15 protein-coding genes and 1 pseudogene are annotated in these 16,509 nt (G+C 51.7%); 14 read left to right on the top strand and 2 right to left on the bottom strand.

The window, feature by feature from the left end; genetic code table 11:
* The 11 genes and pseudogenes from LZ634_RS21050 to fis form a co-directional block, all read left to right on the top strand.
* Positions 1–764, top strand: a pseudogene (locus LZ634_RS21050) (acryloyl-CoA reductase); the annotation flags it as partial.
* 77 nt (positions 765–841) lie between these two features.
* Positions 842–1,840: a protein-methionine-sulfoxide reductase catalytic subunit MsrP gene (gene msrP, locus LZ634_RS21045; protein WP_234508703.1), complete on the top strand. Its 999-nt coding sequence runs from the start codon at positions 842–844 to the stop codon at positions 1,838–1,840.
* Positions 1,840–2,439 carry a protein-methionine-sulfoxide reductase heme-binding subunit MsrQ gene (gene msrQ / locus LZ634_RS21040; protein ID WP_234508701.1) on the top strand — a complete coding sequence of 200 codons (600 nt, stop codon included), beginning with the start codon at positions 1,840–1,842 and terminating at the stop codon, positions 2,437–2,439. The genes msrP and msrQ overlap by 1 nt, the downstream gene beginning before the upstream one ends.
* Positions 2,440–2,673: 234 nt before the next feature.
* Positions 2,674–3,126, top strand: a complete 453-nt coding sequence (aroQ, locus tag LZ634_RS21035; protein WP_052283991.1) for a type II 3-dehydroquinate dehydratase — start codon at positions 2,674–2,676, stop codon at positions 3,124–3,126.
* Positions 3,127–3,148: 22 nt separating this feature from the next.
* The gene (gene accB / locus LZ634_RS21030; RefSeq protein ID WP_234508699.1) at positions 3,149–3,610 is read left to right on the top strand and encodes an acetyl-CoA carboxylase biotin carboxyl carrier protein; all 462 of its coding nucleotides are present in this window, start codon (positions 3,149–3,151) and stop codon (positions 3,608–3,610) included.
* Positions 3,611–3,620: 10 nt separating this feature from the next.
* On the top strand, positions 3,621–4,970 hold the full coding sequence (accC, locus tag LZ634_RS21025; RefSeq protein ID WP_052283989.1) for an acetyl-CoA carboxylase biotin carboxylase subunit: 1,350 nt from the start codon (positions 3,621–3,623) through the stop codon (positions 4,968–4,970).
* 110 nt (positions 4,971–5,080) lie between these two features.
* A complete protein-coding gene (locus tag LZ634_RS21020; RefSeq protein ID WP_234508696.1) occupies positions 5,081–5,323 on the top strand; it encodes a YhdT family protein in 243 nt (80 codons plus the stop codon).
* Positions 5,313–6,764: a sodium/pantothenate symporter gene (panF, locus tag LZ634_RS21015; protein WP_234508694.1), complete on the top strand. Its 1,452-nt coding sequence runs from the start codon at positions 5,313–5,315 to the stop codon at positions 6,762–6,764. Before LZ634_RS21020 ends, panF begins: the two co-directional genes overlap by 11 nt.
* Positions 6,765–6,775: 11 nt before the next feature.
* Positions 6,776–7,657 (top strand): 50S ribosomal protein L11 methyltransferase, encoded by an 882-nt coding sequence (gene prmA / locus LZ634_RS21010; protein ID WP_234508692.1) that lies wholly within the window; start codon positions 6,776–6,778, stop codon positions 7,655–7,657.
* A gap of 360 nt (positions 7,658–8,017) precedes the next feature.
* Positions 8,018–8,983, top strand: a complete 966-nt coding sequence (gene dusB, locus LZ634_RS21005) for a tRNA dihydrouridine synthase DusB (RefSeq protein ID WP_234508690.1) — start codon at positions 8,018–8,020, stop codon at positions 8,981–8,983.
* A gap of 25 nt (positions 8,984–9,008) precedes the next feature.
* Positions 9,009–9,305, top strand: coding sequence for a DNA-binding transcriptional regulator Fis (gene fis / locus LZ634_RS21000; protein WP_000462905.1), 297 nt, complete (start codon positions 9,009–9,011; stop codon positions 9,303–9,305).
* Between the two features lie 71 nt (positions 9,306–9,376).
* On the opposite strand, the gene LZ634_RS20995 is transcribed toward fis, so the two are convergent.
* Together LZ634_RS20995 and envR are read right to left on the bottom strand one after the other, a co-directional pair.
* Positions 9,377–10,210 (bottom strand): MBL fold metallo-hydrolase, encoded by an 834-nt coding sequence (locus LZ634_RS20995; RefSeq protein WP_234508688.1) that lies wholly within the window; start codon positions 10,208–10,210, stop codon positions 9,377–9,379.
* Positions 10,211–10,329: 119 nt separating this feature from the next.
* Positions 10,330–10,983: an acrEF/envCD operon transcriptional regulator gene (gene envR / locus LZ634_RS20990; protein ID WP_234508686.1), complete on the bottom strand. Its 654-nt coding sequence runs from the start codon at positions 10,981–10,983 to the stop codon at positions 10,330–10,332.
* Positions 10,984–11,343: 360 nt separating this feature from the next.
* On the opposite strand from envR, the gene LZ634_RS20985 reads away from it, so the two are divergent.
* The 3 genes from LZ634_RS20985 (at position 11,344) to LZ634_RS20975 (ending at position 16,138) form a co-directional block, all read left to right on the top strand.
* Positions 11,344–12,483 carry an efflux RND transporter periplasmic adaptor subunit gene (locus tag LZ634_RS20985; RefSeq protein WP_234508683.1) on the top strand — a complete coding sequence of 380 codons (1,140 nt, stop codon included), beginning with the start codon at positions 11,344–11,346 and terminating at the stop codon, positions 12,481–12,483.
* Positions 12,484–12,495: 12 nt separating this feature from the next.
* Positions 12,496–15,603 carry an efflux RND transporter permease subunit gene (locus LZ634_RS20980; RefSeq protein ID WP_234508681.1) on the top strand — a complete coding sequence of 1,036 codons (3,108 nt, stop codon included), beginning with the start codon at positions 12,496–12,498 and terminating at the stop codon, positions 15,601–15,603.
* A gap of 313 nt (positions 15,604–15,916) precedes the next feature.
* Positions 15,917–16,138 (top strand): lipoprotein, encoded by a 222-nt coding sequence (locus tag LZ634_RS20975; protein WP_234508679.1) that lies wholly within the window; start codon positions 15,917–15,919, stop codon positions 16,136–16,138.
* Positions 16,139–16,509: the final 371 nt, after the last annotated feature.

The raw sequence follows: 16,509 nt of genomic DNA, 5'->3' as shown, positions 1-16,509 counted from the left end.
GCTGCCCCGATTCTCTTTTTCCCCCGGCCCAGCTGTTAGTGTTGCCGGGTGGGGGGGTGGGGTAAAACCTTTGGGGGGGGCTGTCCAATCGTGCCCGCGTTAACGCCGATTGGCTGGTGCCCCAACCTGCGGGTCTGGATGGACGTAAAGCGATGATTATCGGTACCGCCGGTTTTACCGCGATGCTGTGCGTGATGGCGCTGGAAGACGCAGGCGTTCGTCCTGAAGACGGCGAAATTGTTGTTACCGGCGCCAGCGGCGGCGTAGGTAGCACCGCTATCGCATTGCTGCACAAGTTGGGTTATCAGGTGGCGGCGGTTTCCGGTCGCGAAAGTACCCATAATTACCTGCGCGCCTTAGGTGCAAAGCGTATTCTTGATCGCGCTGAGTTTGCAGAAACCCGTCCGCTGGAAAAACAGATTTGGGCCGGTGCCATTGATACCGTTGGCGACAAAGTGCTGGCGAAAGTGCTGGCACAAATGAACTACGGTGGCTGCGTTGCCGCCTGCGGTCTGGCCGGTGGTTTTGCGCTGCCAACAACCGTCATGCCGTTTATTCTGCGCAATGTTCGTCTGCAGGGCGTTGACTCGGTAATGACGCCAGCAGCGCGTCGCGCTACAGCCTGGGAACGTCTGGTTCGCGATTTACCAGAATCGTTCTTTGCCCAGAGCGCGACGGAGATTGCTTTGGCGCAGGCTCCGGAATTTGCCGACAAGATCATCAACAACCAGATTCAGGGCCGTACGCTGGTCAAAATCGGCTAATCTGCAATTTTTCGTGATAAATTCGCAATAACACAGTGCCTCCGTCATGCTTAGAAAAAAGCATGACGGAGAGCACGATGAGCCCTAAAAAATTAACCGAATCGGACGTCACCGCCGAGTCTGTATTTATGCTAAAACGCCGCCAGGTCTTGAAAATGCTGGGCATTGGTACGGCGGCCGCCTCCCTTCCACTTCACGCCTCCAGCCTCACCGATTGGTTTAAAGGTAATGACCGCCCACCCGCCCCTTCCGGGCCAGCGCTGACCTTCGATAAACCTGCTCAATGGCAAAGCAAGCTAACGCTCACGCCGGAAAATAAAGTCACCGGTTACAACAACTTTTATGAGTTTGGTCTCGATAAAGCCGACCCCGCAGCCAACGCCGGAAGCTTGCCCACCAATCCGTGGACGCTGACCATCGGCGGCGAAGTGGCGAAACCCCTGACGCTCGATCATGACGACCTGACCAAACGCTTCCCGCTAGAGGAACGTATTTACCGCATGCGCTGCGTTGAGGCGTGGTCGATGGTGGTCCCGTGGATTGGTTTCCCGCTGCACAAGCTGTTAGCCGCCGTGGAGCCCACCAGCAACGCCAAATACGTAGCTTTTAAAACGCTCTACTCACCGGAGAACATGCCTGGCCAGAAGGACAGATTTATCGGCGGCGGTCTTGCCTATCCTTATATAGAAGGATTGCGCCTGGACGAGGCCATGAATCCGCTCACGTTGCTGACCGTTGGCGTGTATGGCAAAGCGCTGCCACCGCAAAACGGTGCCCCGATTCGCCTGACCGTACCGTGGAAGTATGGCTTTAAAGGCATTAAATCGATTGTCAGCATTATGCTCACCCGAGAGCGTCCCGACTCTACCTGGAATCTCGCCGCACCGAACGAATATGGTTTTTTCGCCAACGTTAACCCGCACGTCGATCACCCGCGCTGGTCGCAGGCAACGGAGCGTTTTATTGGCTCTGGCGGTATTCTTGATGTTCAGCGCCAGCCGACGCTGCTGTTTAACGGCTATGCTGACGAAGTTGCTTCACTGTATCGCGGTATGAATCTGCGGGAGAATTTTTAATGCGTTTGACGTTAAAACAAGTCACCTGGCTGAAAGTTTTACTGCATCTTGCGGCATTTTTGCCGTTCGTCTGGCTGTTCTGGGCCGTCTCACAGGGACAACTGAGTGCCGATCCGGTGAAAGATATCCAGCACTTTACCGGTAGGATGGCTCTGAAATTGCTGCTGGCGACCTTGTTAGTCGCCCCGCTGGCGCGCTACGCTAAACAACCGTTGTTAATTCGCACCCGCCGATTACTCGGGCTATGGTGTTTTGTATGGGCGACAATTCATCTCACCAGCTACAGTTTGCTGGAATTAGGGATTCGGAATCTATCGCTGCTGGGACAAGAGATCGTTACGCGTCCTTACCTGCTATTAGGATTCGCCTGCTGGTTAATTTTGTTGGCGTTGGCAGTGACATCCACGCAGGCGATGCAGCGTAAATTGGGGCGACGCTGGCAACTTTTACATAACTTCGTCTATCTTGCCGCGATCCTCGCACCGATACATTTTCTCTGGTCGGTGAAGATTATCTCACCCCAACCGGTGATTTACGCCGGGTGCGCCATCGCACTGCTGGCGTGCCGATACAAGAAGTTTCGCCAATGGTGGCGTTAGCGTCACGATGTGTGCGTTTTCCCGCATTTCTTTTATCGTTCGGTGTTCTTTCTACAATAGCGGTTGATAATCTTCCCTGATAAGACCAGTATTTAGCTGCCAAATGCTACGAAATAGTTATAATGTGCGACCTTGGTTTACCTGGCAGGGGTTTTAGACCTCTGAAAAGGTGACAATCGCGCATCGAAGGTATATTTTGTTTTTTACCCGAGAATTGCAGGAGATAGCAGCACTATGACTGACAAGTTTCGCATTTTGCTTTTGAACGGTCCGAACCTGAATATGTTAGGCACCCGTGAGCCAGAGAAGTACGGCACGCTGACGCTTTCCCAGATCGTTAGCCGCTTAAACGCGGAAGCCGAAACGCTGAACGTCACGCTCGACAGTCTGCAATCTAACGCCGAGTACGTCATCATCGACCGTATTCATCAGGCTAAAGACAACATTGACTATATCCTGATTAATCCGGCCGCGTTCACGCACACGAGCGTTGCCATTCGCGATGCGCTGCTAGCGGTGAGTATTCCGTTTATCGAGATTCACCTGAGCAACGTGCATGCGCGCGAACCATTCCGCCATCACTCATATCTGTCTGATATCGCTTCTGGCGTTATCTGCGGGCTTGGGGCTGACGGCTATTCATACGCTTTACAGACGGCGGTCAAACGCCTGTCACAATCACACTAAACAAAGAGTACGGAACCCACTCATGGATATTCGTAAGATTAAAAAACTGATCGAGCTGGTCGAAGAGTCTGGCATCAACGAACTGGAAATTTCTGAAGGCGAAGAGTCTGTACGTATCAGCCGCTCAGCACCGAACACCGGCTATCCAGTGATGCAGCAGGCTTATGCAGCACCTGTCGCTCAACCGCAGGCACCAGTTGCTGCCGCCGCACCGGCTGCTGCAGAAGCTCCGGCCAAAGCTGAAATCAGTGGTCACATCGTACGTTCCCCGATGGTTGGTACTTTCTATCGCACTCCAGGCCCGGATGCTAAAGCATTCGTGGAAGTTGGTCAGAAAGTTAACGTGGGCGACACCCTGTGCATCGTTGAAGCGATGAAAATGATGAACCAGATCGAAGCTGATAAATCAGGTACTGTGAAAGCAATCCTGGTAGAAAGCGGTCAACCGGTTGAATTTGACGAGCCTCTGGTCGTCATCGAGTAACGAGGCGAAGATGCTGGATAAAATTGTTATCGCTAACCGCGGCGAGATCGCACTGCGTATTCTTCGTGCCTGTAAAGAACTGGGCATCAAGACCGTCGCCGTGCACTCCACTGCGGATCGCGATTTAAAACACGTATTACTGGCGGATGAGACGGTTTGTATTGGCCCGGCTCCATCCGTGAAAAGCTACCTGAACATCCCGGCTATCATCAGCGCAGCTGAGATCACCGGCGCTGTTGCGATTCACCCAGGCTACGGCTTCCTCTCCGAGAACGCCAACTTTGCCGAGCAGGTTGAACGTTCTGGCTTTATCTTCATCGGCCCGAAAGCTGACACCATCCGCCTGATGGGCGACAAAGTGTCTGCAATCACCGCCATGAAGAAAGCCGGCGTACCGACCGTTCCGGGCTCTGACGGCCCGCTGGGCGACGACATGGACGCTAACCGCGCTCATGCAAAACGCATCGGCTATCCGGTTATCATCAAAGCCTCCGGCGGCGGCGGCGGTCGTGGTATGCGCGTTGTGCGCAGCGACACCGACCTGGCGCAGTCCATTGCCATGACCAAAGCTGAAGCCAAAGCGGCTTTCAACAACGACATGGTTTACATGGAGAAATACCTGGAAAACCCTCGCCACGTCGAGATCCAGGTACTGGCTGATGGTCAGGGTAACGCTATCTATCTGGCAGAACGTGACTGCTCCATGCAGCGCCGCCACCAGAAAGTTGTCGAAGAAGCACCAGCACCGGGCATTACTCCGGAACTGCGTCGCTACATCGGCGAACGTTGCTCCAAAGCCTGTGTGGATATCGGCTACCGCGGTGCGGGTACTTTCGAGTTCCTGTTCGAAAACGGCGAGTTCTACTTCATTGAGATGAACACCCGTATTCAGGTAGAGCACCCGGTTACCGAGATGATCACCGGCGTTGACCTTATCAAAGAGCAGCTGCGTATCGCTGCCGGTCAGCCGCTGTCCATCAAGCAAGAAGAAGTGCAGGTTCGCGGCCATGCCGTAGAATGTCGTATCAACGCCGAAGATCCGAACACCTTCCTGCCGAGCCCGGGTAAAATCACTCGTTTCCACGCGCCTGGCGGTTTTGGCGTTCGTTGGGAGTCTCATATCTACGCTGGCTACACCGTACCACCGTACTATGACTCAATGATCGGCAAACTCATCTGCTACGGTGAGACCCGTGACGTGGCGATTTCTCGCATGAAGAATGCGCTGCAGGAACTGATCATCGATGGCATCAAAACCAACGTCGATTTGCAGATGCGTATTATGAGCGACGAGCACTTCCAGCATGGTGGGACTAACATCCACTATCTGGAGAAAAAACTCGGATTACAGGAAAAATAATCCTGTTATCGCAGCAAAAGGCCGGAATTTCCGGCCTTTTTTCTTTTTCTCTCCCCTCATCTTTTCCTTGCGGTACAATCCCCGCTTTCTTCATCCACAAGGGACAAAAAATGGACAAGCGTTTTGTTCAGGCCCATAAAGAGGCGCGCTGGGCGCTGTGGCTAACCCTTCTCTATCTTGCTGCATGGTTAGCGAGTGCTTACCTACCAGATTCAATGCAGGGCTTTACCGGCCTGCCGCACTGGTTTGAGATGGCCTGCCTGCTGATGCCGCTGATTTTCATCCTGCTGTGCTGGGTGATGGTGCGTTTTATCTTCCGTGATATCCCGCTGGAGGATAACGATGCAAACTGAAATTATCGTCGTGCTGGTGCTTTACCTGCTGGTCGTATTCGGCCTGTCGCTGTACGCCATGCGTAAACGCAGTACCGGATCGTTCCTCAGCGAGTACTTCCTTGGCAGCCGCTCAATGGGTGGCTTAGTGTTAGCCATGACGCTGACCACTACCTATATCAGCGCCAGCTCGTTTATAGGTGGCCCAGGAGCCGCCTATAAATATGGCCTTGGCTGGGTGCTGCTGGCGATGATTCAGGTGCCGACTATCTGGTTGTCGCTTGGGGTGCTTGGCAAGAAGTTCGCTATTCTGGCCCGCCGCTACAACGCCATTACCCTCAATGACATGCTGCAAGCGCGCTACCAGAATCGCGCAGTGGTGTGGATTGCCAGTATCAGCCTGTTGGTCGCTTTTGTCGGTGCCATTGCGGTGCAGTTCATCGGCGGTGCACGTCTGCTGGAAACCGCGGCGGGCATTAAATACGAAAATGGCTTGCTGATTTTCGGTATCACCATTGCGCTGTATACCGCATTCGGCGGTTTCCGTGCCAGCGTACTTAACGACACGATGCAGGGCATGGTGATGCTGGTTGGCACCATTGTCCTGCTGGTAGGGGTGGTTCACGCCGCGGGCGGGCTGCATAACGCGGTCGAAACGCTGGAGCAGATTGATCCTAAGCTGGTGTCGCCGCAGGGGGCCGACGATATCCTGACGCCGACCTTTATGACCTCGTTCTGGGTGCTGGTCTGCTTCGGGGTCATCGGCCTGCCGCACACCGCCGTACGCTGTATCTCTTATAAAGACAGCAAGGCAGTCCATCGCGGCATTATCATCGGTACCATCGTGGTGGCGCTGCTGATGCTGGGGATGCACCTGGCCGGTGCGCTGGGTCGCGCAGTGCTGCCGCACCTGACCGTACCGGATCTGGTGATCCCGACGCTAATGGTACAGGTCTTACCGCCGTGGGCGGCGGGCCTGTTTCTTGCCGCGCCGATGGCCGCTATCATGTCGAACGTGAACGCTCACCTGCTACAGGCCTCCGCGACCATCGTGAAAGATCTGTGGCTCAGCGCGAGCCCGACTAAAATGCATAATGAGCGTCGCCTGAAGCGCATCTCGACCTGGACCACGCTGGTACTGGGTATTTTGATGATGCTGGCCGCCTGGCGTCCGCCAGAGATGATTATCTGGCTAAACCTTTTAGCGTTTGGTGGGCTGGAAGCTGTATTCCTGTGGCCGCTGGTGCTGGGCCTGTACTGGGAGCGTGCTAACGCGGCCGGAGCGCTGAGCGCAATGATCGTCGGTGGCGTCCTGTATGCCGTGCTGGCCACCTTTAAAATTCAGTATCTGGGCTTCCATCCGATTGTGCCTTCGTTACTGCTAAGTTTGCTGGCGTTTGTGGTGGGGAACCGTTTCGGTCAACCCGTCTCGCAGAACGCCGTAATTTCTACTGATAAATAAAGAGTTTTGCCATGCCGTGGATCCAATTAAAACTGAACACAACCGGCGCAAACGCCGAAGACCTTAGCGATGCGCTGATGGAAGCCGGTTCGGTCTCCATCACCTTCCAGGATACGCATGACACGCCGGTATTTGAGCCGCTGCCGGGTGAAACTCGCCTGTGGGGCGATACCGACGTTATCGGCCTGTTCGATGCAGAAACCGACATGAAAGAGGTCGTAGCCATCCTCGAGCAGCATCCTCTGTTAGGTGCGGGCTTTGCACACAAAATCGAACAGCTGGAAGATAAAGATTGGGAACGTGAATGGATGGACAACTTCCACCCAATGCGTTTCGGCGAACGTCTGTGGATCTGCCCAAGCTGGCGCGACGTGCCGGATGTCAATGCGGTCAACGTGATGCTCGATCCGGGCCTGGCGTTCGGTACCGGCACCCATCCAACAACCTCCCTGTGTCTGCAGTGGCTGGACGGGCTGGATTTAGAGGGTAAAACGGTTATCGATTTCGGCTGCGGATCCGGGATCCTTGCGATCGCGGCGCTGAAGCTGGGTGCAGCAAAGGCTATCGGGATCGATATCGATCCGCAGGCCATCCAGGCCAGCCGTGATAATGCGCAGCGTAACGGCGTTTCTGAACGTCTGGAGCTGTATCTGCCGCAGGACCAGCCAGAGGCCATGAAAGCCGATGTGGTGGTCGCTAACATCCTGGCGGGTCCTTTACGTGAACTGGCCCCATTAATCAGCGTGCTGCCGGTTACAGGCGGCCTGCTGGGCCTTTCCGGTATTCTGGCAAGCCAGGCGGAAAGCGTTTGTGAAGCTTACGTCGATCTCTTTGACCTCGACCCGGTGGTGGAGAAAGAAGAGTGGTGCCGGATTACCGGGCGCAAAAAATAATCGTTTTTCAATGCGGCCTGCGGGCCGCATTTTCCCCTGTTATTTCCCCCTCCTACCTCATAAATGAGAAGCAGATCTCATTTATTGCTCCATTTTCGTTCATAAAATCATCTCTTTATTCACTAAGTCGTATGCATTACGTAAGAAAGCGCGAGAAGTTTTACGATTTTATTGATGCGCACAAATCATCCAGTTTTATTTAATATAATGATTAATATAGATATTTATTAACCATTCGCTCCCGGAGCTGAGATTCATTGATCTACAACATCTGATTGCTCAAAGTTTGGCCTTTCATCTCGTGCAAAAAATGCGTAATATACGCCGCCTTGCAGTCACAGTATGGTCATTTCTTAACTCATGCGCATCGGACAATATCAGCTCAGAAATCGCCTGATCGCAGCACCTATGGCTGGCATCACTGACAGACCATTCAGGACGCTGTGCTACGAGATGGGAGCCGGTTTAACGGTATCCGAGATGATGTCCTCAAACCCGCAGGTTTGGGAGAGCGACAAATCTCGTCTACGAATGGTGCACATTGATGAACCAGGTATTCGTACCGTGCAAATTGCCGGAAACGATCCTGAAGAGATGGCCGGAGCCGCCCGCATTAATGTGGAAAGCGGCGCTCAGATTATTGATATCAATATGGGCTGTCCGGCAAAAAAGGTGAATCGCAAGCTCGCAGGTTCAGCCCTACTGCAATACCCGGATCAGGTGAAGGCTATCCTGGAAACGGTTGTTAAGGCAGTGGACGTTCCTGTCACGCTCAAGATTCGCACTGGCTGGGCTCCAGAGCACCGTAACTGTGTAGAAATTGCCAAACTGGCTGAAGACTGTGGCATTCAAGCTCTGACTATTCACGGACGCACACGCGCCTGTTTGTTTAACGGAGAAGCTGAGTACGACAGCATTCGGGCAGTTAAGCAGAACGTTTCCATTCCGATTATCGCGAATGGTGACATTACTGACCCGCTTAAAGCCAGAGCTGTACTCGACTATACGGGGGCTGATGCCCTGATGATAGGACGTGCGGCTCAGGGAAGACCCTGGATCTTTCGGGAAATCCAGCATTATCTGGACACTGGGGAGCTGCTGCCTCCACTGCCTCTGGCAGAGGTGAAGCGCTTGCTCTGTTCGCATATTCGGGAACTGCATGACTTTTATGGTCAGGCGAAAGGGTACCGAATTGCGCGGAAACACGTATCCTGGTATCTCCAGGAACACGCTCCAAATGACCAGTTTCGGCGCACATTCAACGCCATTGAAGATGCCGGCGAACAGCTGGCGGCGTTGGAGGCATACTTCGAAAATTTTGCGTAATTAGAAATAAAGAGCTGACAGAACTATGTTCGAACAACGCGTAAATTCTGACGTACTGACCGTTTCTACCGTTAACTCTCAGGATCAGGTAACTCAAAAGCCCCTGCGTGACTCGGTTAAACAGGCACTGAAGAACTATTTTGCTCAACTGAATGGTCAGGATGTTAATGATCTGTATGAGCTGGTACTGGCTGAAGTAGAACAGCCCCTGTTGGACATGGTGATGCAATACACCCGTGGTAACCAGACCCGCGCGGCCCTGATGATGGGCATCAACCGTGGTACTCTGCGTAAGAAACTCAAAAAATACGGCATGAACTGATACTAGTCAGTTAAGTTGCTGTTTAAGAAGGCGCTACTCGGCATGGGGACGCGCCTTTTTTATTGCTCTTTTTACGCCGCAGAATAAACGATCCGATACCCGCTTTCAGCCTGGACAAGCTGCGCGAATCCACTGCCGGCAAAATGCATCCCAGCCACCAGCAGCTCTTCCTCCGCCACCCGCGCCATTATCTCTTTACGCGATGCTTGCGCCTGTATCGGGTCGATATCAAAGGCCACCATCACCTCCGGCCGCGCCGTCTGAATATGCGGGAAATGGACAATATCCCCCCAGATAAGCAAGCTCATACCAGCCGCATCAATTCTAAAGCCAGTATGCCCCGGCGTATGGCCTGGCAATGGGACGGCGGAAATCCCCTCAACAATAGGCTTATCATCCAGGAAATGGACTCGTGGGCCATAAACAGCCAACGTTTGACGCACACGTACAAAGTTCAACTGCCTCCGCTCGTTTGCCTGCGCCAGATTTTCATCATTCTGCCAGTACGCCACTTCAAGTGGATGCAGGTACAGCTGTGCGCGAGGATAAACGGCTTCACCGTTGCCATCCAATAGCCCACCAATGTGATCGGGATGCGCATGCGTCAGTAAGATAGTATCCACCTCATCAGGCATGACCCCAGCCGCCAGCAGATTAGACTTTAACTGGCCCCCTATCTTGTTAACACCACCCGTCCCTGAATCCACCAGCATGGTACGCCCGCGCCCGCGAATCAGATAGCCATAGATGTGGAGGTTGTTGGGTTCAACAATTCCAGCATTGCGCTGTATCTCTCCCGCCTCCGCTACATCAATCCCCGAAAGCAGTTCCAGGCTAGCCGCCATATTGCCGTCACTCAGTGCCGTGACCTGAAAATCACCCACCTGACGGAAAACATCATGCATAAAAACCTCATTATGAGCAGGATCGGTAATAAACAAGATGACAGATACCGAATTCGGAGGACAGCGTAAGAACGATTGAATGAATTATTTTCAGGTATTACAGCCGGTAAGACTGATGGTTACTGATTGACCTCTAGCGCAGGTTGAGTCTCCCAGTGGCGTTGCGAGCACAAGATGGCCATGATGTTATCGACCAGCAGGGGCGCCTGTTGGTAGAGATCGAATTGCTGCGGATCCATTAACCAGTTTTTGATAATACCGCTGAAAGCACTGTGTAATATAATCAATGTGATTTCGATATTTGTATCAACAGGCAATATTTTGTTACGGATACACATCTGTAATTCACTGCGCATAAAGTCATAATTAAAGCCGATCTTCCTCCTGATTTCAGTTTCTGACATCATTTCACTACTGAATTCACATTTATGATACAGAATTTGCATCAATGCGCGTTGTTTGGGATTTTCAGCAATATATTGCAAACCGATGATAAATTTATTTCTTAGTTTTTCTAATGGATTACTATCGTCAAGCTGTATCAATTTATCATGCGTTAACTCGCGCAACGGTGACTGTTCTTGCCACATCGCATTAAATAATTCACTTTTACTGGAAAAATGCCAATAAACCGCTCCGCGCGTAACCCCTGCAGCGTCGGCAATGTCCGTCAATGTCGTACTACTGAAACCGCGCCATGCAAACTGCTCGATAGCCGCGTTAAGCAGCATCTGTCGCGTCTGGAGTGCCTCTTCTTTCGTTCTTCTTGCCATAAAATATTTCGCTTACCCACTAAATGCGAGGTGTTTAGAATATTCCATTTAATTAAATTTACCATTTAGATTACACGGAGTATTTATAAAAAATACCGACACCATCAGGAATTAATTAATTCAAAATATATATAGTAATTTGATTTATATTCACAAAATGAATGCATGGTATTCATCACTTCCTGAATTAAATGTGTGAAGCCTTTTATTTTATGTATTCGTGCCTTTGTTGATGCCCGAAAAATAACTAGCTCTTACATCCACCGGTGTTTATTTGTAGGATAACAAACTATTTTTTATTCACACTTTTTTTTCACGGATTTTTAGCCGACGTGGGTTATCAGTCTACAAGGAACTGCAATGACGAGTTACGCTAGGGTTACACTTTTATCGAGCTTAATTATCTCCGCGGCCCTACTGAGCAGTTGTGATAATTCAGGGGAGCAACAAGCGCACGCGCCAACGCCTCAGGTTACTGTTCATGTTGTGAACAACGCGCCACTGTCTATTACCACCGAACTGCCGGGTCGTACCTCCGCATTTCGCGTTGCAGAAGTCCGTCCGCAGGTGAGTGGGATTATCCTTAAACGCAACTTCACCGAAGGCGCCGACATACTGGCCGGGCAGTCGCTGTATCAAATCGATCCGGCGACCTACCAGGCAGCCTATGACAGCGCAAAGAGCGATGAGTCAAAAGCACAGGCCGCCGCGGTTATCGCGCACCTGACGGTAAAACGCTACGTTCCACTGCTGGGTACGCAATACATCAGTCGGCAGGATTACGATCAGGCTGTCGCGACTGCCCGCCAGGCCGATGCTGATGTAATGGCGGCCAAAGCGGCCGTTGAGAGTGCACGTATTAACCTGGCCTATACCAAGGTAACGTCGCCAATTACGGGGCGCATTGGTAAATCCAGCGTGACGGAAGGGGCGCTGGTCACTAATGGCCAATCTAATGCCATGGCTACCGTGCAGCAGCTTGATCCTATTTACGTCGATGTCACCCAATCCAGTAGCGATTTTATGCATCTGAAACAAGAGAGCCTGCAACAGGGTGGCGAGGCCAAAAGCGTTCAGTTAATCATGGAAAATGGTCAGGCGTATTCGCTGAAAGGCTCACTGCAGTTCTCTGACGTCACCGTCGATGAAAGCACCGGCTCGATTACTTTACGAGCCATCTTCCCAAATCCACAACACACGCTGCTCCCGGGCATGTTTGTCCGCGCGCGTATCGATGAAGGCGTAAACCCGAGCGCAATGCTAGTCCCTCAGCAAGGGGTGAACCGCACACCACGCGGCGATGCAACGGTCATGCTGGTTAACGATAAAAACCAGGTAGAAGCACGCAATGTCGTTACCGCACAGGCCATTGGCGACCAGTGGTTGATTAGCAGTGGTCTGAAAGCCGGCGATAAAGTGATCATTAGCGGCCTGCAGAAAGCACATCCAGGCATAACCGTGCAGCCAGAAGAAGAGACCGCAGCCCCAGCTGCACAATAAGGTACCGACCCTATGTCAAAGTTTTTTATCCATCGACCGGTGTTTGCGTGGGTGTTAGCCATCATTATGATGATGGCCGGCGGCTTAGCTATTTTGCATTTGCCTATCGCCCAGTATCCGACCATCGCGCCACCTGCCGTCGCCATCTCCGCAACGTACCCTGGCGCTGATGCGCAAACCGTACAGGACACCGTTACCCAGGTTATCGAACAGAACATGAACGGTATCGATAACCTGATGTATATGTCCTCGACGAGCGACTCTTCTGGGTCTGTGACTATTACGCTGACCTTTGAGTCCGGGACCGACCCGGATATCGCCCAGGTTCAGGTACAGAATAAGCTACAACTGGCAACACCGCTGCTGCCGCAAGAAGTTCAGCAACAAGGGATTAGCGTAGAGAAATCGAGCAGTAACTTCCTGATGGTCGCCGGGTTTATTTCCGAGAACCCGAATACGGTACAGGACGATATCGCTGATTACATCGCATCCAATGTGAAAGATCCTATCAGCCGCCTTAACGGCGTTGGTGATGTGCAGCTGTTCGGTGCCCAATACGCAATGCGCATCTGGCTTGATGGTAACCTACTGAATAAATACAACCTGACGCCGGTCGATGTTATCAACCAGTTGAAAGTGCAGAACAATCAGATCGCCGCCGGCCAGTTGGGCGGGACGCCATCGGTGAAAGGACAGCAGCTTAATGCGTCAATTATTGCCCAGACACGACTGAAAGATCCGGCAGAATTTGGCAAAGTCACCCTGCGCGTCAACGCTGACGGTTCTGTGGTGCACCTGAGCGACGTCGCGCGTATAGAACTCGGTGGCGAAAACTATAACGTTGTCGCACGTATTAATGGAAAACCAGCCTCTGGTCTTGGGATCAAACTAGCAACCGGTGCCAATGCGCTGGATACCGCAAATGCCATTAAAACCAAACTAAAAGAGCTGGAACCGTTTTTCCCACAGGGGATGAAAGTGGTGTACCCCTACGACACCACGCCGTTTGTTACCTTATCCATCCATGAAGTTATCAAAACGCTGTTCGAAGCGATTATTCTCGTCTTCCTTGTGATGTATCTGTTCTTGCAGAACATCCGCGCGACGCTTATTCCGACAATCGCAGTTCCAGTTGTATTGCTGGGTACCTTCGCGGTGCTGTCGGTATTTGGCTACTCGATAAATACGCTAACCATGTTTGGGATGGTGCTCGCGATAGGCTTGCTTGTGGATGATGCCATCGTGGTGGTCGAAAACGTCGAGCGCGTGATGGTCGAAGAGAAACTCTCCCCCATCGAAGCGACGGAGAAATCCATGTCGCAGATTCAGGGTGCGCTGGTCGGCATTGCGATGGTGCTCTCAGCGGTCTTTGTTCCAATGGCCTTCTTTGGTGGCTCAACCGGCGCCATTTATCGCCAGTTCTCCATCACTATTGTTTCAGCAATGGCGCTGTCGGTTCTGGTGGCCTTAATTCTCACGCCCGCACTGTGCGCCACACTGCTGAAACCGGCCTCCGCCGAACACCATGAGAAGAAAGGTTTCTTTGGCTGGTTTAACGCGAAATTCGAGTACAGCGTGAACCACTACACCAACAGCGTGAGCGGCATTCTCCGTGGTACCGGACGTTATCTGATCATTTATCTGCTGATTGTGGCGGGTATGGCGGTGCTGTTTATGCGCCTACCTACCTCTTTCCTGCCAGAAGAGGATCAGGGGGTGTTCATGACTATGATTCAGCTACCTGCCGGCGCGACACAAGAGCGCACACAGAAAGTACTGGATACGGTCACAGACTATTATCTGAATAACGAGAAGGCGAATGTGCAAAGCGTCTTTACCGTTAACGGCTTCAGCTTTAGTGGCCAGGGCCAGAACTCCGGCATGGCGTTTGTCAGCTTGAAGCCCTGGGATGATCGGAGCGGTGAAGAGAACGGTGCCCAATCGATAATCAAGCGTGCCACCATGGCATTCAGCCAGATTAAAGACGCGATGGTCTTCCCATTCAACATGCCCGCCATTATCGAACTGGGTACAGCGACAGGTTTCGACTTTGAGCTCATCGATCAGGCCAGTCTTGGCCACACGGAGCTAACCAAAGCGCGTAATCAACTTTTGGGCATGGTGCAGCAGCACCCTGACCAGCTAGTTCGCGTACGTCCGAATGGTCTGGAAGACACGGCTCAGTTCAAACTTGATGTCGACCAGGAAAAAGCACAGGCGCTGGGCGTGTCGCTATCAGACGTCAACGAGACTATCTCTGCTGCACTCGGGGGTTACTACGTTAACGACTTTATCGATCATGGGCGTGTGAAGAAAGTATACGTTCAGGCCGATGCGAAGTTCCGTATGCTACCGAGCGACGTCAATAATATGTATGTCCGTAGCGCCAACGGTGAAATGGTACCGTTCTCTGCCTTTGTAACCTCTCATTGGGTATATGGCTCTCCACGTCTGGAGCGTTACAACGGCCTGCCTTCTATGGAGATCCTCGGAGAAGCAGCTCCGGGTAAAAGTACCGGTGAGGCGATGGCGTTAATGGAACAACTGGCCACTAAGCTACCTACAGGCATCGGCTTTGACTGGACGGGTATGTCTTATCAGGAACGCTTATCCGGTAATCAAGCACCGGCGCTGTACGCAATTTCATTGATCGTTGTCTTCCTGTGCCTGGCAGCACTGTATGAGAGCTGGTCAATCCCGTTCTCCGTCATGCTGGTTGTCCCACTAGGCGTAGTCGGAGCGCTGTTAGCTGCATCGCTACGTGGTATGAATAATGATGTTTACTTCCAGGTCGGTCTGCTAACCACGATCGGCCTGTCGGCGAAAAACGCCATTTTGATCGTCGAGTTTGCTAAAGATCTTATGGATAAAGAGGGGAAAGGGGTTATTGAAGCCACGCTTGAGGCATCACGCATGCGCCTGCGACCTATCCTTATGACCTCTCTGGCCTTTATCCTTGGAGTAATGCCACTGGTTATCAGCCATGGTGCGGGCAGCGGCGCACAGAACGCAGTGGGTACCGGCGTTATGGGGGGAATGCTGACGGCCACGTTGTTGGCTATCTTCTTTGTACCAGTGTTCTTCGTCATGGTCAGACGCCGGTTCAGCAAACAAACCTGATAATCGGTGTTCAACACCAGAGATAGCGCCTTCGGGCGCTTTCTTTTTGCTTGAAAGATAACAACTCAGATCTCAATACGTTAGCGTAACTCTCCCTTTATTACGCTGCATAACGCGTATATTCGTTATTTATCCCTCCATTATTTCCTCACGATCGTGTTGATTCCAATACCCGTTCTCCATGATTTTTACATAGCACATAAATTGAGATTATTTCCCATATCAAGACGATATAGCTGAGGTGGTAAAATAAGCCATTCCGTAATACGACATCTTCATGTCGTATTGAAACGGGCTCTTTAGAGGCACTATCATGAAAAAATTTATTCTGGTGACGGTTCTGGCAACATTACTTGCTGGCTGTGCACATGAGTCTCCTTGCGTACCGGTATACGACGATCAGGGCCGTCTGGTGCATACCAATACCTGTATGAAAGGCACGACGCAGGACAACTGGGAAACGGCAGGTGCCATCGCTGGCGGCGCAGCTGCGTTAGCGGGTTTAACGTTAGGTATCGTGGCTCTGACCAAATAACACAGCGGCTGGATAATACATTTGTCGCTCTTCTTCCGCGCTTATCGGCATTTATCTAAATGGCATAAGCGCGGAATGATAAAGTTCTCTTCCCACATATTCCCATTCTTTTAGATTATTCAAATAGCTAACCATCTTATATTCAAATTCACAATAATCATCGATGAGATATACGATGACACACCCACCAAATTAATGGCTTTCTGAGTAAAATAGCAGGGGAAATCTCTTCACAGCCGCATATTGCAGATATAAAAAAGGCTCATCCCGATGAATGAGCCTTTCTTTAAAAAGAAAATACATAAACAAAAAGCCCAGTCTTCCGACTGGGCTCTTCGCTTTATTTGATGCCTGGCAGTTCCCTACTCTCG

The sequence above is a fragment of the Kluyvera intermedia genome (assembly GCF_021440345.1).
In the GTDB taxonomy this organism is placed as follows: Bacteria; Pseudomonadota; Gammaproteobacteria; order Enterobacterales; family Enterobacteriaceae; genus Kluyvera; species Kluyvera intermedia_A.
This window is presented reverse-complemented; position numbering and strand designations above follow the sequence as displayed.